Annotated in this window: 14 protein-coding genes, 1 tRNA gene and 1 pseudogene; 10 read left to right on the top strand and 6 right to left on the bottom strand. The window is 68.0% G+C overall.

What is annotated here, in order from left to right:
- The first annotated feature begins 73 nt into the window (after positions 1-73).
- The 4 genes from C2U31_RS00210 (at position 74) to C2U31_RS00195 (ending at position 4,927) form a co-directional block, all read left to right on the top strand.
- The gene (locus C2U31_RS00210; protein ID WP_233772568.1) at positions 74-769 is read left to right on the top strand and encodes a phosphatase PAP2 family protein; all 696 of its coding nucleotides are present in this window, start codon (positions 74-76) and stop codon (positions 767-769) included.
- Between the two features lie 182 nt (positions 770-951).
- Positions 952-1,680 (top strand): FadR/GntR family transcriptional regulator, encoded by a 729-nt coding sequence (locus C2U31_RS00205; RefSeq protein WP_103271085.1) that lies wholly within the window; start codon positions 952-954, stop codon positions 1,678-1,680.
- Positions 1,681-1,925: 245 nt separating this feature from the next.
- Entirely contained in the window at positions 1,926-3,821 is a 1,896-nt protein-coding gene (locus tag C2U31_RS00200) for an LTA synthase family protein (RefSeq protein WP_103271084.1), read from the top strand.
- A gap of 191 nt (positions 3,822-4,012) precedes the next feature.
- A complete protein-coding gene (locus tag C2U31_RS00195; RefSeq protein WP_103276194.1) occupies positions 4,013-4,927 on the top strand; it encodes an acyltransferase in 915 nt (304 codons plus the stop codon).
- 13 nt (positions 4,928-4,940) lie between these two features.
- Here C2U31_RS00195 and fahA read toward each other — a convergent pair whose 3' ends face one another.
- Together fahA and hmgA are read right to left on the bottom strand one after the other, a co-directional pair.
- On the bottom strand, positions 4,941-6,260 hold the full coding sequence (fahA, locus tag C2U31_RS00190) for a fumarylacetoacetase (protein WP_103271083.1): 1,320 nt from the start codon (positions 6,258-6,260) through the stop codon (positions 4,941-4,943).
- A gap of 117 nt (positions 6,261-6,377) precedes the next feature.
- Positions 6,378-7,676: a homogentisate 1,2-dioxygenase gene (hmgA, locus tag C2U31_RS00185; protein WP_103271082.1), complete on the bottom strand. Its 1,299-nt coding sequence runs from the start codon at positions 7,674-7,676 to the stop codon at positions 6,378-6,380.
- A 145-nt stretch (positions 7,677-7,821) separates the two neighbouring features.
- On the opposite strand from hmgA, the gene C2U31_RS00180 reads away from it, so the two are divergent.
- Positions 7,822-8,730 (top strand): LysR family transcriptional regulator, encoded by a 909-nt coding sequence (locus tag C2U31_RS00180; RefSeq protein WP_103276193.1) that lies wholly within the window; start codon positions 7,822-7,824, stop codon positions 8,728-8,730.
- A 60-nt stretch (positions 8,731-8,790) separates the two neighbouring features.
- Here the strand turns inward: C2U31_RS00180 and C2U31_RS00175 are convergent, their stop codons facing one another.
- The 4 genes from C2U31_RS00175 to mutM all read right to left on the bottom strand — a co-directional run bounded on the left by C2U31_RS00175 (position 8,791) and on the right by mutM (position 12,926).
- A complete protein-coding gene (locus tag C2U31_RS00175; protein WP_103276192.1) occupies positions 8,791-8,988 on the bottom strand; it encodes a DUF2783 domain-containing protein in 198 nt (65 codons plus the stop codon).
- Positions 8,989-9,006: 18 nt separating this feature from the next.
- Complete coding sequence (locus C2U31_RS00170) at positions 9,007-10,686, bottom strand: FAD-dependent oxidoreductase (protein ID WP_103271081.1); 1,680 nt, start codon at positions 10,684-10,686, stop codon at positions 9,007-9,009.
- Positions 10,687-10,824: 138 nt separating this feature from the next.
- Entirely contained in the window at positions 10,825-11,778 is a 954-nt protein-coding gene (locus tag C2U31_RS00165; protein WP_103271080.1) for an MBL fold metallo-hydrolase, read from the bottom strand.
- A gap of 320 nt (positions 11,779-12,098) precedes the next feature.
- Positions 12,099-12,926 (bottom strand): bifunctional DNA-formamidopyrimidine glycosylase/DNA-(apurinic or apyrimidinic site) lyase, encoded by an 828-nt coding sequence (mutM, locus tag C2U31_RS00160; RefSeq protein ID WP_103271079.1) that lies wholly within the window; start codon positions 12,924-12,926, stop codon positions 12,099-12,101.
- On the opposite strand from mutM, the pseudogene C2U31_RS00155 reads away from it, so the two are divergent.
- The 5 genes and pseudogenes from C2U31_RS00155 (at position 12,925) to C2U31_RS00135 (ending at position 18,431) form a co-directional block, all read left to right on the top strand.
- A pseudogene (locus C2U31_RS00155) lies at positions 12,925-14,801 on the top strand (tetratricopeptide repeat protein). The gene mutM and the pseudogene C2U31_RS00155 overlap by 2 nt on opposite strands.
- Before the next feature lie 11 nt (positions 14,802-14,812).
- Positions 14,813-15,403, top strand: coding sequence for a lipoprotein insertase outer membrane protein LolB (gene lolB / locus C2U31_RS00150; RefSeq protein WP_103271078.1), 591 nt, complete (start codon positions 14,813-14,815; stop codon positions 15,401-15,403).
- A 323-nt stretch (positions 15,404-15,726) separates the two neighbouring features.
- On the top strand, positions 15,727-17,331 hold the full coding sequence (locus tag C2U31_RS00145; RefSeq protein WP_103271077.1) for a methyl-accepting chemotaxis protein: 1,605 nt from the start codon (positions 15,727-15,729) through the stop codon (positions 17,329-17,331).
- Between the two features lie 47 nt (positions 17,332-17,378).
- Complete coding sequence (gene ispE / locus C2U31_RS00140; protein WP_103271076.1) at positions 17,379-18,353, top strand: 4-(cytidine 5'-diphospho)-2-C-methyl-D-erythritol kinase; 975 nt, start codon at positions 17,379-17,381, stop codon at positions 18,351-18,353.
- Between the two features lies 1 nt (position 18,354).
- Positions 18,355-18,431 (top strand) — tRNA-Gln (locus C2U31_RS00135).
- Positions 18,432-18,582 lie beyond the last annotated feature (151 nt).

Below are 18,582 nucleotides of genomic sequence, written 5' to 3'. Positions count from 1 at the left end.
TTCACGATTCTTCGACTGTGGCCTGTCTACACTGCGCCGTTGAGTCTAACTTGCGCCTTGCCGCAATTCTGTCATGCCCACTCTTCCCACGCCCGAGCCGCGCGGGCCGTCCAGGACGGCCTATCTGCTGACGCATGTGCTGGGCGTGCCGGCGCTGCTGGCCTGCCTGGCGTGGTGGATCAATGCGTCCGGGCTGGACATGACGATCGCCCGTACCCTGTTCGACCCGGCGATCGACGATTTCCCCCTGCATACCTCGCGCTGGCTGGAGCTTATCGGCCACCGCATGGTGCTGGCCCTGCCCATCGGCGTGGGCCTGGGCGCGGTGGGCGTGGCGCTGGTCGCCTCCAGGGTGCCGGCCTGGAAGCCGGCGCGCGGGGTCGCCCTGGCCGTGGCGGCGACCTGCCTGCTGGGCCAGCTGGCGGTGAGCCAGCTCAAGCACTACACGACACTGCCGCGCCCCTACGACCTGGAGACGCTGGGCGGCTATACGCCGTATCCGCTGCATTGGTGGACCTGGGTGCGAGCCCGGGCGGGCGGTGCATTGCCCAGCGGGCACGCCGGCGCGGGCTATGCCATGCTGAGCCTGTATTTCGCCGGCTGGGCGATGGGGCGGCCGGCCTGGCGTTGGGGCGGGCTGGCCCTGGGGTTGGGCGCGGGCCTGGGGTTTTCCGCAGTCCGCGTACTGCAAGGCGCGCACTTCCTGAGCCAGACCGTGTGGTCGGCGGCCCTGCTTGGTTCCTGGGGGCGGTGGTGTTCTATCCGCTGATCGCCGGGCGCGGCCGTCTGGTGGGGGCCTCGGGGCAGGGCCGGCGGTATGCCGGCATGGTGGCCGACCGGCGCGAAAAAGCGGGCACCTAGGCGGTCGGCCTGATCGTCATCGCATGATTTCCGGCACCGTATAATCGCCGGGACTTCTCATCGCGAGCCACCGCAGGCAGACTCCTCCGGATGAATGCACCCGCCGATATCCCCGCCCCGCTGCCGCGTCGGCCACGCAATCTGGCCCAGGGCCTGGTCGAGAGCTTTTCCGAACGCATTCGCGGCGGCCAGATCCGGCCTGGCGAGAAACTGCCCACCGAATCCGAGCTGATGCGGCAATTCGGCGTCAGCCGCACGGTGGTGCGTGAAGCGCTGTCGCGCTTGCAGGCCTCGGGCCTGGTCGAAACCCATCACGGCGTGGGCACCTATGCGCTGGAGCCGAGCGGCGGCGATGATTTCCGCATCGATCCGGCCGACATCGCCACGTCGCGCGATGTGATGGTGCTGCTGGAACTGCGCATCTGCCTGGAAAGCGAGGCCGCCGGCCTGGCCGCGGCGCGGCGCAGCCCGGCGCAGCTCGACGCCATGCGGCAGGCGCTGGATGCCTTCCAGCAGGCGCTGGACGGCGACGGCGACACCATCACGCCCGATTTTCAGTTTCACCTGCTGATCGCCCAGGCCACCGAGAATCGCTATTTCGCCGATCTCATGTCTCACCTGGGCTCGGCCATCATTCCGCGCACCCGCATCAATTCCGCCCGTTTCGCCCAGGAAGGTCGGGCCGTCTACCTGGCGCGCGTGCAGCGGGAACACGAGGATATCTACGGCGCGATCCTGCGCCAGGACGCCGAAGCCGCCCGGGCCGCCATGCGCACGCACCTCGGCAACAGCCGCGAGCGCCTGCGCCGCGCGCAATAGAACGTCGAAAGAGCGCCATCCCGATCTTGCGGTGGGTCATTAGAGCCAATACGATGTCGTACAACTCAGGGGCCACGGCCAGGGCTGTGAGGCCCGTGGCGACGCTCGCCAACGGCTGAAGCCGGATTGCGTTACGCTTGGCCCGTTTTCATTTCCCTACGGCGGGACGGCATGGCTTTGCCTATCAGATACAGCGGCGCGGACGGTTCCGCTCGGACCTCGATCGCGACCCGGAGGGCCGCCTGATGCGCCGCCTGACCCTGAGATTCATCCTGGCGGTGCTGGCGTTGCTGACGCTCAGCCGCCTGGGCCTGGCTTTCTGGCAATGGGACCGCGTGCAGGCCGCCGGCGGCCTGGCCCCGCTGCTGGTCGGCGGGCTGCGCATCGATGTGTGCCTGCTGTCCATGGTGATCGCGCTGCCCGCGGTGTTCTCGCCGTGGTTCGGCCACCGCGCCTGGGCCGCGCGCGCGACCGCCTGGTGGTTCCGCGTCTGGTGGATGCTGTACGTGTTGCTGGAAGTTTCCACGCCGCAGTTCATCGCCGAATACGACACGCGCCCGAACCGCCTGTACTTCATCTATCTGCTGAACCCGAAGGAAGTCGGGGCCATGCTGTGGCAGGGCTACAAGGGCGTGCTGCTGGCCGCGCTGGTCGTGTTGCTGGTGGCGGCCTGGCTGTCGGTCAGGCTGTTCCCGACGCGGGTGCGCGATCCGTTCATGTCCTGGTGGAAGCGGCCGCTGGCCTCGCTGCTGATCCTGGCGCTGGTGGTGCTGGGCGCGCGCGGCACGCTGGAGCATCGCCCCATCAACCCGGCCAAGGTGGCCTACAGCTCGGATTCGTTGATGAACGCGCTGGCGCTCAATTCGCTGTACAGCGTGTTCGACGCCGCGTACCGCATGCGCGACGAGCGTTCGTCGGCGGCCATGTACCCGAAGATGGCGGTGGACGAGATGAACGCCATCGTGCGAGCCAAGGCCGGCATGGAAGGCCCGCCGCTGGATCCGCGCTATCCCAGCCTGCACGAGCAGAAGGCCAGCGTGCGCCGCGACAAGCCGCTCAATCTGGTCATCATCCTGCAGGAAAGCCTGGGCGCGCAGTATGTCGGCAGCCTGGGCGGGCGCGACCTCACGCCCAACATCGACCGGCTGGGCAAGGAAGGCTGGATGTTCCACCGGGCCTATGCCACCGGCACGCGCTCGGTGCGCGGCATCGAGGCCGTGACTGCGGGCTTCCTGCCCAGCGTGGCCGACGCGGTGGTGAAGCTGCCGCGCTCGCAGACCGGCTTCTTCACGCTGGCGCAGGTGCTGGGCAAGCATGGCTACCAGTCGCGCTTCGTGTATGGCGGCGAGGCGCACTTCGACAATATGCGCGCCTTCTTCCTGGGCAATGGTTTCAACGAGGTGGTGGACCGTCCCAAGTTCGTGAATCCGGTGTTCGAGGGATCCTGGGGCGCGTCCGACGAGGACATGTTCAATCAGGTCGATCGGCTGCTGCGCGCGGACGGCGACAAGCCGGTGTTCACGCTGGCCTTCTCGGTCAGCAACCATTCGCCGTGGGAATACCCCGCCGGTCGCATCCAGCCGGTGGGCGATCCCGCCAGCGTGGACAACACCGTGCGCTACGCCGACTGGGCGCTGGGGCAGTTCTTCGATAAGGCGCGCCAGGCGCCGTACTGGAACAACACCGTGTTCCTGGTGATCGCCGACCATGATTCGCGCGTCTACGGCTCCATTCCCGTGCCGGTGAGGCATTTCCAGATTCCCGCGCTGATCCTGGGCGCTGGCATCGCGCCGCGCCAGGACGAGCGGCTGGTCAGCCAGATCGACATGGGTCCCACGCTGCTGTCGCTGATCGGGCTGGACAACGTCAATCCCATGCTGGGCGCCGACCTGACGCAGCGCGATCCGAACCGCGCGCTGATGCAGTACGCCGACAACTTCGGTTATTTGCAGGGTGACAAGCTGCTGGTGCTGGAGCCGGCCAAGGCGCCGCGCGAATTCAGGTATCGCGCCGCCCCGGTCGGACAGGACGAGACCTATGAACCGGTGGAGCCGGTGGACGAGGCGCTGTCCAAGGAGGCGCTGGCGCACGCGCTATGGGCCAGCTGGGTCTACCGCGAGGAAAAATACCGTCTGCCTTGATTTCCCCCCGATGGCGCCTGAGACCGGCTTGATTCTGCGCAAGCCGGCCGCGGGCGCACCCTCGCACACTGGCGCTCATGACTTTTCCTGATCCTCTTCCCGATCCGGCGCCCGCCCGCGCCGCGGATGCGCCCGAAGCCTCCGAGGCATCCGCATCCCGGCCGGCCGCGCGGCGGCATCGCCCCTGGCCGGTGCCGCGCGGCCGCCTGGCATGGCTGACCGGCGCGATCAGCACGCTGTTGCTGGTCGCCAGCACGCTGTTCTGGTGCCTGCTGCTGTTTCCCCTGGCCCTGCTGAAGCTGCTGCTGCCTTTCGCGGCGGTCCGACGGCGCATCGATCCGCTGCTCAACGGCATCGCCACGGCCTGGGTCAGCTGCCACAGCTGCTGGTTCGAGCGCATCCAGCGCGAGCCCTGGGACGTGCAGGGCAATACCGGCCTGCGCTACGCGGACTGGTATCTGGTCAATTGCAATCACCAGTCCTGGGTGGACATCTTCGTGCTGCAAGCCACGTTGAACCGGCGCATTCCGCTGCTGAAGTTTTTTCTCAAGCAGCAGCTCATCTACGTGCCGGTGATAGGGCTGGCGTGGTGGGCGCTGGATTTCCCGTTCATGAAGCGCCACGGCAAGGCCGATCTGCGCCGCAATCCGGCCCTGGGACGGCAGGACCAGGAAGCCGCCCGGCGCGCGTGCGAGAAGTTCTCGCTGGTGCCGACCAGCGTGATGATCTTCGCCGAAGGCACCCGGTTTTCAGAGGCCAAGCGCGATGCCCAGGGAGCGCCGTACCGCCATCTGCTCAAGCCCAAGGCAGGCGGGATGGCGGTGGCGCTCAACGCCATGGGCGCGCGCTTCCGTTCGATGATCGACGTCACCATCGCCTATCCGGATGGAGCGCCCAGCTTCTGGGACCTGGCTTGTGGCCGCGCGGGCGCGGTGCGGGTGCGCATGCGCCAGTTGCCCGTGCCGCAGGCATTCTGCGAAGCCGACTATAGTCGCGACAAGGCCTTCCGCGCGGAATTCCACCACTGGCTGGGCCAGCAGTGGCAGGCCAAGGACGAGGAAATCGAGGCCTTGACGGCGCGGGACGCCGCCACGCCTCGATCCTGATGGCCCGCGCCGCTTACGCGCGCGCCGGCAGCACCGTGCCCGCGCTCTCGCCGAAGCCGATGCGCGGATAGCCCGCCTTCACGCATTCGGCGCGCATGAGGATCTGGTCGCCGTCCTGCAGGAAGGTGCGCTTCTCGCCCCACGGCAGCTCGATCGGCGTCTTGCCGCCCTGGGTCAGCTCCAGCAGCGAGCCGGCCTCGGCGGGCAGCGGGCCGGACAGCGTGCCGGTGCCCAGCATGTCGCCCGGTTGCAGGTTGCAGCCGTTGACCGTGTGGTGCGTGATCAGCTGCGCCACGTTCCAGTAGGCGTCGCGGAAGTTGCTGGCCGACAGCGGCGCTGGCGCCTGCTTTTCGGCGCGCGACTTCTCGGTGGTCAGCAGCACCTGCATGCGCACGTCGAAGGCGCCCTTGGCGCGGTTCGCGTCCGAGGACAGGTAGGGCATGGGCTGCGGGTCGGACGCGGCGCGGTTCCACTGCGTGCGGAACGGCTCCAGCGCTTCCATGGTCACGATCCACGGCGAGATCGTCGAGGCGAAGTTCTTGGCCAGGAAGGGGCCCAGCGGCTGGTATTCCCAGGCCTGGATGTCGCGCGCCGACCAGTCGTTCAGGATGCACAGGCCGAACACATGCGATTCGGCGTCGGCCAGCGCGATGCGGTCGCCCTGGGCGTTGCCGGTACCGACGAAGATGCCCAGTTCCAGTTCATAGTCCAGGCGCGAGCAGGGGCCGAATTGCGGCGCCTCGCCTTCGTTCAGCGGGCGGGTCTGGCCGACCGGGCGCGCGAACTTCTGGTCCACGCCGATGCTGGAGGCGCGCCCGTGATAGCCGATGGGCACCCACTTGTAGTTCGGCAGCAGGGGATTGTCGGGACGGAACTGCTTGCCCACGGCGGTGGCGTGGTGCAGCGAGATATAGAAGTCGGTGTAGTCGCCGATGCGGGCGGGCGTGGCGTACTCGGCGTCGGCCTGGGCCACCAGCAGCGGCTCGATGGTCGCGCGCAGCGCGGCGCCTTCGCGCAGGGCGCGCGACAGCGCCAGGCGCAGCGCGCTCCAGTGCGGCTGGCCCAGCGCCATCAGCGCGTTCAGGCTGTCGCCCGTGCAGGCGGCCAGCGCTTCGGCGGCCTTGTCCTCGAAGGGTTTTTGGGCGGCCAGCGCGGCCAGGTCCAGGATCTGGTCGCCGATCGCGACGCCGGGGCGGAAGGCTTCCTGCGAGCCCTTGCGGCGGAACGACGCGTAGGGCAGGTTCTGCACCGGGAAATCCGTGGTCGCGCTGTTGGCGCTGGCGATCCAGCTCTTCAGGGACGGGTCGTGGGTTTCGTTGATCGTCGTGCTCATGGTCGGGATGTCTCTTGCGATGTGGTTATGGGTGGGGCCGGGCGGCGGAAAATCCAAAAGCCAAACGGCGATGAGCTTGCGCTCATCGCCGCGGGCGCGCGAGGCGGTGCCTGCGCGTTACGCCTTGCTCGAATCGAAGTGCTTCTTGATGTCCTGCCAGCAGCGGTAGTAGTCGCCCTGCAATTCTACCGAGGCCAGGGCCTGGGCGGTCGGGCGGATCACGCGGCGCGTCTCGAACATGAAGGCCATGGTGTCGCGGATGTAATGCGCGGCGCTGGTGTCGGCGTGCGAGGCCTTTTCAAAGGTCTCGGCGTCCGGGCCGTGGCCGCTCATGCAGTTGTGCAGGCTGGCGCCGCCGGGCGCGAAGCCGTCGGCCTTGGCATCGTACACGCCCTGGATCAGGCCCATGAATTCGCTGGCGATGTTGCGGTGGAACCAGGGCGGACGGAAGGTGTTTTCCATCGCCAGGATGCGCGGCGGGAATATGGCGAAGTCCATGTTGGCCGTGCCCGGGGTGTCGGACGGGGCGGTCAGCACCGTGAAGATCGACGGATCGGGATGGTCGTAGCTGATCGAGCCGATGGTGTTGAAGTTGCGCAGGTCGTACTTGTAGGGCGCGTGCGTGCCGTGCCAGGCCACCACGTCCAGCGGCGAATGGCCGATGGACGCGCGCCAGAAGCCGCCGGTGAACTTGGCGATCAGCTCGAAGTCGCCTTCCACGTCTTCATACCAGGCCACGGGCGTTTTGAAGTCGCGCGAGTTGGCCAGGCAGTTCGAGCCGATCGGGCCCAGTTCCGGCAGGCGCAGCGCCGCGCCGAAGTTCTCCAGCATGTAGCCGCGCGCAGTGTCGTCGAGCAGCTCGACGCGGAAGCGCACGCCGCGCGGGATGACCGCGATCTCCAGCGGTTCCAGGTCGATCAGGCCCAGCTCGGTGGCAAGGCGCAGGCGGCCTTGTTGCGGCACCAGCATCAGCTCGCCGTCGGCGTTGTAGAAATAGCGGCCCTTCATGCTTCGGTTGGCCGCGTACAGGTGGATGCCCACGCCGCCTTGCTCGTCGGGGCCGCCGTTGCCGCCGAAGGTCTTCACGCCGTCGAGGAAGTCGGTGGGCGCGGTCGGGATCGGCAGCGGGCTCCAGCGCAGCTGGTTGGGCGTGACGGGGCCTTCGCCGAAGGTGCTCAGCCAGCCTGCGGCGCCGTCATGGCGCTCAAACGGCTTGTGCTGCGCGCCGGGGCGGATCCGGTACAGCCAGGAACGGCGGTTCTCGGCGCGCGGCGCGGTGAAGGCGGTGCCGGACAGCTGTTCGGCGTACAGGCCGTAGGGGCACTGCTGCGGCGAGTTGCGGCCTTGCGGCAGGGCGCCGGGCAGCGCCTCGGTGGCGCAGTCGTTGCCAAAGCCGGTCTGGTATTGCAGTTCCATGGAATCCTCCTGGTGGCGGCGCGCGGTGCATGGCCGCGCGGTCCGGACTATCGTGATCGATACGCCATTTTCGGAAAAATCTCCCCATTGGGCTACGGGAATGTAAAAATAGGGACTATAAATTTTGTGAATAGTAGGGGGCATGATGGCCGGCTTGCGCGACGTGGACCTGAATCTGCTGCTGCTGTTCCAGCATCTGCTGGAGGACCGCAACATCTCTTCCGTCGCGCGCCGGCTGGACCTGTCCCAGCCCGCCGTCAGCAATGCCTTGCGCCGCCTGCGGCAGGCGTTCGGCGACGAGCTGTTCGTGCGCACCGCCCAGGGCATGCAGCCCACGCCGCGCGCGCAGCGCCTGGCAGGGCCGGTGAGCGAGGCGCTGGCGCTGCTGGCCGGGGCCTTGCAGGATCAGGACGCCTTCGATCCGGCCGCCAGCATGCGGCGCTTCCGCGTGGCCATGACGGACGTGGGCGAGATCCATTTCATGCCTCGCCTGATCGAGGTCTGCGCCCAGGTCGCGCCGCAGGCGCGCATCGATTCGGTGCGCATGCAGGGCGCGGAGCTGGCGCGGGAGATGGAGGCCGGGCGCGTGGACCTGGCCATCGGCGCGTTCGACGACATGGGGGCGGGCGTGATGCAGCGCATGCTGTTCCGGCAGGGCTATGCCACGCTGTTCCGCCAGGCCCATCCCACGGCGCACGCCGGCATGGGCCTGAAGGCGTTCCGCGCCGAGCGCCACCTGATCGTGTCGCGCGCCGCGCCCTATGGGCAGGTGAACCAGTCGATGGAGCGCGCCGGCCTGGACATGGCCGAGCATTTCAGCGTGCCGCATTTTTCGGCGGTGCCGTACATCGTCAGCACGACGAACCTGCTGGCCACCGTGCCCGAAAAACTGGCAGCCAGCGCGGCGCCGCCCTTCGGCCTGCGCTTCCTGACGCCGCCGCTGAAGGTGCCGGCCTTGCAGACCAATATGTACTGGCAGCGCCGCTATGACCGCGACGGCGGCAATCTCTGGCTGCGCGGCTTGATCGTGGATACGTTCGCGGTGGGCCGATAGTCCGCGCGCGAAATGGAACGGGACCGTCGCCGCGTGGCGCGGCAACGGTCCCGGGGGCGCTCAGGCGGGCATGACGGAGGCGCGCGCCTGCCGCAGCGCCTCGCGCAGCACGTCCATGTCGCCCAGGTGGTTGGCCAGCAGCAGGATCAGCGCCGCGTTCAGTTCCTGGCTTTGCTCCAGGCTCAGGTCGCGGTGCGTGTCGATCAGCGCCTCGTAGAAATCATCGGGCGAGGCCAGGTTGGTGTCGGTAATCAGCATGTGCATTGCTCCGGTGGCTCAGGCGCGGCCGATGGCGCGATTCAGCGCGGCCGCGACGGCGGCGCCGTCGAAGGCGCGCCAGCGCGCCGCGATGTGCTGGTCGGGACGGATCAGGTAGGCGGTGCCGGGGCGCGCGTCATAGCGGGCTGCCAGCAGGCCGTCGGCGTCGCTCACCACCGTGATGTCGGTCGGCGCGCCGGCGGCGTCGCACTGCGGACCGGCGACCAGCACGGCCTTGACCGGCACCGGCGCCAGGCGCAGCGCGGCCAGCGCGCGCAGCGTGGCGGCGTCGGGCAATTGATCGGGGCAGAACAGCGCCAGCACGAAATCGCCGTCCAGCTGCGACAGCCACCAGCCCGGCTCGCCGCCGGCGCGCACCGGCGCGTCCAGCGCCACGGCGCCGGGCCGCATGCGGCCGGAGAAGGCCGCCGTGTCCGGCGTGTTCAGCGGCGAATCGGCGTAGGTCGCGGGCAGCGACAGGCGGCCGCTGTTGACCAGCGAGCGCGCGAAGGGATGGGTCTTGGCCAGGTTCAGCACCGCGTTGCGGAAGCTGCGGCTGATCTCGCTCTTGGGCGTGATGAAATCGGTGGCGCGGGACGAGTTCAGGATGTTCTCGTCGGCGGCGTGCTCGCGCTCGGCGCTGTAGGTGTCGATCAGCGTTTCGGGCGCCAGGCCGTCGGTCACCAGCTTGAGTTTCCAGGCCAGGTTCTCGGCGTCCTGCACGCCGCTGTTGGCGCCGCGCGCGCCGAAGGGCGAGACGCGGTGCGCCGAGTCGCCGGCGAAGACCACGCGACCATGGCGGAACGCGTCCATGCGCTCGCAGGCGAAGGTGTAGACGCTGACCCATTCCAGGTCGAACTGGGTGTCGGGCCCGAGCAGGGCGCGGATGCGCGGCAGCACGTTCTCGGGCTTGACCGCCTCGACGGGATCGGCGTTCCAGCCCAGCTGGAAGTCGATGCGCCAGACGTTGTCCGGCTGCATGTGCAGCAGCACGGACTGATTGGGGTGGAAGGGCGGGTCGAACCAGAACCAGCGCTCGGCCGGGAAATCGGCCTTCATCTTCACGTCGGCGATCAGGAAGCGGTCGCGGAAGATGCGGCCGTGGCTTTCCTGGCCGATCAGCTTGCGCACCGGCGAGCGCGCGCCGTCGCAGGCGATCAGCCAGTCGGCGCGCAGCGTGTAGGGGCCTTCGGGCGTCTCGATGCTGACAGCCACGCCGTCGGCGTCCTGTTCCAGGCCGGCGACCTTGTTTTTCCAGCGCAGGTCGATGTTCGGCTCGGCGCGGGCCTGCTCGTACAGGAAGCCCTCGGCGTAGTACTGCTGCAGGTTGATGAAGGCGGGGCGGCGGTGGCCGGGCTCGGGCAGCAGGTCGAAGCGCCAGACTTCCTGCTCGCGGAAGAAGACCTTGCCGACGTTCCAGGACACGCCCTTGTCGGTCATGCGCTGGCCCACGCCCAGGCGGTCCCAGATTTCCAGCGTGCGCTTGGAGAAGCAGATGGCGCGCGAGCCGGTCGACAGCCGGTAATCGTCGTCCAGCACCACCACGCGCAGGCCGCGGCGGGCCAGGTCCAGCGCGGTGGTCAGGCCGACCGGGCCGGCGCCCACCACCACCACGGGGTGCCGGGCGGGCGCGCCGGCGTCCTGCTCGGCGCGCTTCTCATAGGCGAACTCCATCGCCTGGTAGTCGATGTCTCCCACGGTTGTCTCCTGTGTGGGGTCTTGTTTTTCCATCGGGCGGCGCGGGCCTTCTTGCCGGGCGCGCGGCCGCCGGTCTTGCGGGCAAGGTCCGGCGGCGCCGGACGGGGAGGGCGCCGCCCCGGCGGGGCGGTCGCGGGCTCAGCCTTCCAGCTGTTGCCACATCTCCAGGTCGCGCTTGTCGGTCCAGATGCGCGGATGCGTGATGCCCTGGGCCTCGTCATAGGCGCGCGACACGTCGAACGGCATGCAGTGGTCGAAGATCACCCAGTCGCTGTAGCGCGGCTTCATGAAGTCGTAGACCTCGCGGTAGATGGTCTTCAGGTCCTTGCCCTCGGCCACGCCACGGTTCACGGCGCTGTACAGGTCGGTCAGGAAGGCGCGGGTGCAGGCCAGACCCTTGCGGACTTCCTCGGCGTTCTTCAGGGCCGGGCCGCGGCCGGGCACCATCTTCTCGGCGTTGAAGCCGGACAGCGCGTCCAGCGTCGAGGGCCAGTCGCGGAAATAGGCGTCGCCGCAGTAGGGCGTGGACTGGTATTCGACCAGATCGCCGGCGAACAGGATCTTCTGCTCGGGCAGCCAGGCGATGGTGTCGCCCTTGGTGTGGCCACGGCCGACCTGCAGCAGCTGGACTTCCAGGTTGCCCAGGTTGACGGTCATTTCGCCCTTGAAGGTCATGGACGGCCAGACCAGGCCCGGCGGAATCGATTCGGCGTTGCGGAACAGGCGCGGGAAACGGCCGATCTCGCTGGCCTTGTCCTGCTCGCCGCGCTCGGCGATCAGGTCATAGGTGTCGCGGCTGGCCAGGATTTCCTGGGCCTGGTAGGCGGACGCGCCGAACACGCGCACGGCGTGGTAGTGCGACAGCAGCACGTACTTGATCGGCTTGTCGGTCACTTCGCGGATGCGGCGGATCACGTCCTGGGCCATGACCGGGGTGGCCTGGGTGTCGACCACCATGACGGCCTCGTCGCCGATGATCACGCCCGTATTGGGATCGCCTTCGGCGGTGTAGGCATAGGCGTTGTCGGACAGTTTTTCGAACGAAACGACCTTGTCTTCCAGGTCGGCGTGCGAGGCGAATTGCTTGCTCATGGGGGCTCCTTCCACGGTTTTATAGGAATAGGGTGTGGAAGGACTATAGTCCGGCGTTAGTGTTTGTGCAATACGTTTGCTATAAACAAACTCTCACAAACCTCCATCGCACCGCAAGACATGGCGGGCGAGGGTGGAGCCCGCGTCCCTCCCCCAAGCCGTCCCAACCGGGGCCGCGCGGATCCGGCTTTGCCGGTCCGCGGCGGCGCCCCTTGAGGGGAGCGCGCAGCGCTCGGGGTGGAGCTCGTCTGCCGGTCCGCGGTGGCGCTCCCCTGGGGGAAGCGCGCAGCGCTTCAGGGGGGCACACCTTTCGGGGTGGGTTACACCTTCTGACATTTGGGGCAGTAATAGGTAGCCCGCTGCCCCTGGACGATCCGTTTGATCGGAGTGCCGCAGACCCGGCAGGGCTGGCCTTCCCGTTCATAGACGGCGGCGTGGATCTCGAAGTAGGCGCCCGGCTCGCCGGTGGCGCCCACATAGTCGCGCAAGGTACTGCCGCCCGAGGTCAGGGCGTCGGCCAGCGTGGCGCGCACGCACTCGGCCAGCCGGTCGCAGCGGGCGGGCGACAGCTTGTTGGCCGGCGTCTTCGGGTTGATGCGGGCGCGGAACAGGCTTTCGGATGCGTAGATATTGCCCACGCCGACGACAGCCGCGCCGGCCAGCAGCACCTGCTTGATGGCCGCGCCATGGCGCTGGAAATGCCGATGCAGCCAGGCGCCGTCAAAGCGCGGGTCGAAGGGCTCGATGCCCAGCTTGGCCAGCAGCGGATGCGCCTCGATCGGGCCGTCGCCGGCGGCGTGCCACAGCACCGCGCCGAAGCGGCGCGGGTCGTGCAGCCGCAGCACCGCCTGGTCGAAGATCCATTCGACGTGGTCGTGCTTGCGCAGGAATTCGCCCGGCGCGACGCTGCGCAGCGAGCCCGACATGCCCAGATGCACGATCTGGGTGCCATGCTCGAAGCGCAGCAGCAGGTACTTGCCGCGGCGCGCGCATTCCAGCACCTCGCGTCCGGCCAGCAGGCCGGGCAGATCGGGCGGAATGGGCCAGCGCATGCGGGCTTCATGGATGACCAGCCGGGCGAGCTTGCGGCCGGTGATGACGGCGTCTATTCCCCGACGCGTGGTTTCGACTTCGGGCAGTTCCGGCATGAGCCAGTGTAAGATCAACAATTGGTGTTCGAAGATTGTGCCATCAACCGGACGGGCCGCGTGAAGTCGTCTATCAAACAAATGAATATCGGTATCGCCGCATTGGCGCTTGCTCTGGCGTCAACGCTGGCCCAGGCGGCGGACGGCCGGACGCGGGACGCGACGGGCCCGCGCATGGCCCCCCAGACCCGTCAGGCGGAAACCGAAGTGATCCGCCTGCGGGCCGGCCAACTGCCCTATGTGTCGCTGACCGCCGACATCTTCTATAGAGTGCTCGCGTCCGAGATCGCCGCCCAGCGCGGCATGTACGGCACGGCCGCCACCACCATGGTCGGCCTGGCGCGCGACACCGGCGACCCCCGCCTGGCGCGCCGCGCGCTGGAATTCCAGCTGGCGGGCGGCAACCTGCCCGGCGCCCTGGACGCGGCCCGGGTGTGGGCGCGCCTGTCGCCCAACGACCTCGAGGCCAGTTCCACCGAGCTGGCGCTGGCGGCGGCCAACGGCCAGACCCGTGGCCTGTCGCAGGCGCTGCGCAACCGCATCGACGCCTCGCGCGACAAGCCCGCCGCCATCGGCCAGGCCCTGGCCGTCCTCAGCCGCCTGAATGACCGCAGGCTGGCCCTGCGCATCCTGGACGAATCCTTCAGCGACGGCGTGCGCAAGCTGCCCGCCGCCCACATGGCGCTGGCCGACGTGGCCAACGCGGCCGGCGACGACGAGCGCGCGGCACAGGAGGCGCGGGCCGCGCTGGCGGCCGATCCCAAGTCCGAACCCGCCGCCCAGCGCGTGCTGGAGTACGGTTTCAAGGTCGACCCGCAGCGCGCCCAGACCGAGGCGCGCGCCTATATCGCGCGTAATCCGAACGCGCGCAAGGTGCGCCTGATGCTGGCCGGCCAGTTGGCCGACAGCGGCGATTACAACGCCGCGCTGGCTGAGCTGCAGGCCATGTCGCGCCGCTCGCCCGAGGACTTCGACCTGCTCTTCATGCAGGCCCAGCTGGCCTACAAGGCGGGCCAGCTGCAGCAGGCCCGCACCCTGTTGCAGCAGTACCTGGACGTGCAGAACCAGCGCCAGCGGGCCACGGTGCCCGGCGCCACCGACGCCGGCGCGGCGGCGGCCGATGCGCACGTGCTGCTGTCGCGCATCGCCGAGGACCAGGGCCGCTATGACGAGGCGATCAACGAACTCGGTCGCATCGAGGATCCCACGCTGCGTTACTCCGTGCGCATGCGCCAGGCCGCGCTGCGCGCCAAGGAAGGCCGCGTCGACGACGCCCTGTCCATGATCGACGCCGCCGGCCCGCAGGACGAGGAAGAGCGCACCCAGGGCGTGCTGACCAAGGCGCAGATCCTGCGCGACGCCGACCGCGTCGGTCAGGCGGTGGCGGTGCTGGAGGCCGCCGACCGCGATCTGCCCGATACGGTGGAAATCAAGTACGAGCTGGCCATGCTGTACGAGCGCCAGGACCGCGTGGCCGACCTGGAGCGCCTGCTGCGCCAGGTCATCGCGCTGGACCCGGACCATGCCCACGCCTACAACGCGCTGGGCTACACGCTGGCCGACCGCAACCAGCGGCTGCCCGAGGCGCTGGACCTGATCACGCAGGCGCTGGAGCTGGCGCCCAACGATCCGTTCATCCTGGACAGCATGGGCTGGGTCAAGTTCCGCATGGGCGACCAGGCCGCCGCGGCCGAATACCTGCGCCGCGCCTACAGCACGCGTCCCGAGGCCGACATCGCCGCCCACTTGGCCGAAGTGCTGTGGAGCCAGGGCAAGCGCGACCAGGCGGTGGAGCTGCTGCGCGGCGCCAAGCTCAAGGACCCGACCAACCGCGCCCTGCTCGACACGATCAAGCGGCTGGGGGTCGCGCTTTGACCACGGCTGTCATGCTCCGCTGGCGCGACGCGTCGGCGTGGCTGCGCGGGGCCTTGATGGCCATGCTGGCGTTCACGTTGGCGGCCTGCACCACCACGCCCAAGCCCATCGAGGGCATCGGGCCCGACGCGTTTTCGCGCATCGGGCGCTTCGCCATCACGGTCAACGAGGAAAGCGGCAAGCAGAATGCCGTGCAGGGCGGTTTCTCCTGGTCCGACGACGGTCGCCGCTACGTGCTGGACCTGACCAATCCGCTGGGCTCCACCGAGGCCCGCGTCGAAGGCCAGCCCGGCAGCGCCAGCCTGACCAAGGCCGATGGCACCCGTCTGGTGGCGGACAACCCCGACGCGCTGGCCGAGGACGCGCTGGGCAGCAGCATGCCGGTGGCGGGCCTGCGCGACTGGCTGCGCGGCAAGCTGCCCGCCGAACCCGAGCCGGGCGAGTTGTCGCGCGATGAACTGGGCCGTCCGGCCGGCTTCGAGCAGGGCGGCTGGCGCGTGCGTCTGTCGCGCTATGACACGAAGGGGCCGATGCTGCTGGTGATGGAGCGGCAGGAGCCCGGGCGTCGCATCCTGGTGCGGCTGGTGGTCAACCAGCCCTGACGCATCGTGCGCGGCTGCGCATGCCAGGAACAAGGCGCCCCATGGGGCGCCTTTTGTTTGCCATGCCGCCTGGCTGTCGTGCGTGTCTGTTTTGCCCTTCTCCGACAAGGGTTGCGAAGGGCTGGTCTGAAGGCAGCATGAGGGCTGTCCTGGACGACAAAGAGATTTCACCGATGCAATAAAAAGAAGGAAATCAGTATTGTTACTGATAGAAATATTTCGTCGAAGTTGAATAATTCTCCTCATGCCCGTTCGGGCTACGAGCCCGGACGGACCGCAAGACCGGCGTCGAACCAAGCCGCCGCCCCTACGGAGAATTGCCCATGTTCAGGAATACCCGCGTCGCGACGATACTGCTGGGAATCATCGCGACCTTCTTCACCTTCCAGTTGCTGGTCGGAGGCATGGGCTTCGTCGCCCTGCGGCAGACCAATCAGGATGTCGGACAGCTTTATCGTCTGTCCTCGGAGCAGGTCAATGCCGTCAATTCCGCCGCGCTGTCGCTGGTCGCGGCGCGCACCGACCTGACCCGCTACGCCGCCCGCGTGGCCAAGGGCAACCCGGGCGACACCACCGCATTGCGGCTGGCGCGTCAGCGCATCGCCGCCGGCGACCGCAATTTCCAGGGATTCGCCAGCGGCCTTAGCGCCGAAGAGAAAACCGCCTCGGCGGATCTGATCGAGGCCTACACCACCTTCAGCGGCAATCTGCAGTCCCTGGGCAAGGCGCTGGAGGGCGGCGACGCCGACGCCTACGGCAAGCCCGCCACGCAGCAGGCGCAGGAGATCCTGGTCAACGAGCGCGACGCCTTCATGCGCCGCGCCGAGGAGGCAGGGCAGGGCGTGATGGAAGAGATCTCGCTGTTCCAGTCGCTGTTCGTCTACGTGCTGGCGGGCTTCCTGATCGTGGGGCTGGTCATGGCGGTCGGCGCCCACGTGCTGATCCGGCGCATGATCGTGCGGCCGCTGCTGGAGGCGGGCGAGATATTCAGGCGCATCGCCGAGGGCGACCTCACGCGCCGCGTGGCGGATCGCGGCCGCAACGAGATCGGCGCCTTGCTGACGGCGCTCAAGAGCATGCAGGACGGCTTGGTCCGCACGGTGTCCTCGGTGCGTCGCGGCGTGGATGAGATCCATGTGGGCGCGCGCGAAATCTCCTCGGGCAATGCCGATCTTTCCAGCCGCACCGAACAGCAGGCCGCGTCGCTGGAGCAGACCGCGGCCAGCATGGAGGAACTGGCTTCCACCGTGAAGCAGAACGCGGGCATCGCGCACGAGGCCAACCGCATGGTGGGCGAATCGGCAGCGGTCGCGCGGCGTGGCGGCGAGGCGGTGGCCGGCGTGGTCGAGACCATGCGCGCCATTTCCGGCAGCTCGGCGCGCATCGCCGATATCGTCGGCGTGATCGACGGCATTGCCTTCCAGACCAATATCCTGGCGCTGAACGCGGCCGTGGAAGCGGCGCGCGCGGGCGAGCAGGGCAAGGGCTTCGCCGTGGTCGCGAGCGAGGTGCGCACGCTGGCCCAGCGCAGCGCCGCGGCGGCCAAGGAGATCAAGCAATTGATCGAGGACTCCACGCAGAAGGTCGGCGTGGGCTCGGCCCAGGTCGAGCGGGCCGGCGCCACCATGCGCGAGATCGAGGATTCCGTGCAGCGCGTCACCAGCCTGATGGGCGAGATCTCGGCCGCGTCCGAAGAGCAGTCCAGCGGCATCGATCAGGTCAACCGCGCCGTCGCGCAGATGGACAATGTGACGCAGCAGAACGCGGCGCTGGTGGAACAGGCCGCCGCCGCGGCCGGCGCGCTGGAGGAGCAGGCGCGCCAGCTTGCGGACGCGGTGTCGGTGTTCAAGCTGCCCGGCGGGCAGGTGATCGAGGCGCAGGCCGCGCCATTGCAGGGCGCGTCCGGCGCCACGCCGCAGCTGGCCTGAGCGCGCTGGCTAAAATCCGGGAATCGCATCCGTTCCGGCCGATTCCCGTGACTCTCTACGACGTACCCGCGCCCGCCAAGCTCAACCTGTTCCTGCATGTCGTGGGGCGGCGCGCCGACGGCTACCACCTGCTGCAGACTGTGTTCCGCTTCATCGACCTCTGCGACACGCTGCATGTCGAGACGCGCGCCGACGGCGTCATCAGCCGCGCCACCGACCTGCCCGGCGTGCCCGAGGACCAGGACCTGACGGTGCGCGCCGCGCGCGCGCTGCAACGCGCCACCGGCACGCGCCAGGGGGCGCAGATCAGCCTGGAAAAGCGCATCCCGCAGGGCGGTGGCCTGGGCGGCGGCTCCAGCGACGCGGCCTCCACGCTGATCGCGCTGAATCGTCTCTGGGGCACGAATCTAAGCCGGCGCGAGCTGATGGACCTGGCGCTGCCGCTGGGCGCGGACGTGCCCGTGTTCGTGTTCGGGCAATCGGCCTTTGCCCAGGGCGTGGGCGAGGATCTCAGCGCGGTGGCGCTGCCCGAGCGCGCCTATCTGGTGGCCCAGCCGGATGCCAGCGTGCCGACTGTTGGAATTTTTTCCGCAGAGGATTTGACAAGGGATACTTCTTCGATCACAATAGCGGACTTTCTTGCTTCGCCTACTTTCTGCGCCGAAAATTGCACTGAAAGCGAAGCGGGATCTGGTCTAAACGCCAGGCCCGCCAGCTTCGAATTTTTTGGCAGAAATGATCTGGAGCCGGTGGTTTACCGTCTTTATCCTGAGGTTCTCAGGGCATCGCGGTGGCTTACTGAACATGGAATACATGTTCGTATGTCGGGGTCTGGTGCGTGTTTGTTCGCCGAATACTCCAAACTTTCCGAAGCCGTTTTGGCGAAAACGGAAATTACCGCTACAATGCGCGGCGCTGTTAAAACAAATAGTTTTCAGCAAACCGCTCATCCACGGTTTCGGTTGGTTCAGGCTTGCGCCGGATTAGCTGAACACCCACTGCGGGATTGGATTGCAAGATAGTTGGGGAGTCGCCAAGCTGGTTAAGGCACCGGATTTTGATTCCGGCATGCGAAGGTTCGAATCCTTCCTCCCCAGCCAGCCGAATACATAAAAAAGCTGTTGAACACGCCTGTCAGACACTGGCCCCGGTTCAGCAGCTTTTTTGTTTTCCGGTCAGGTTCTGCTGTAGCGCAACACCTCGCATCACCCCGCCTCACCCCGTTCGCGTCTGTTTCAAACGACCATCGCA

This window comes from Achromobacter sp. AONIH1, from assembly GCF_002902905.1.
Classification (GTDB): Bacteria; Pseudomonadota; Gammaproteobacteria; order Burkholderiales; family Burkholderiaceae_B; genus Achromobacter.
The sequence above is the reverse complement of the archived record's forward strand: the minus strand, read 5'-3'. Positions and strand labels throughout refer to the sequence as shown.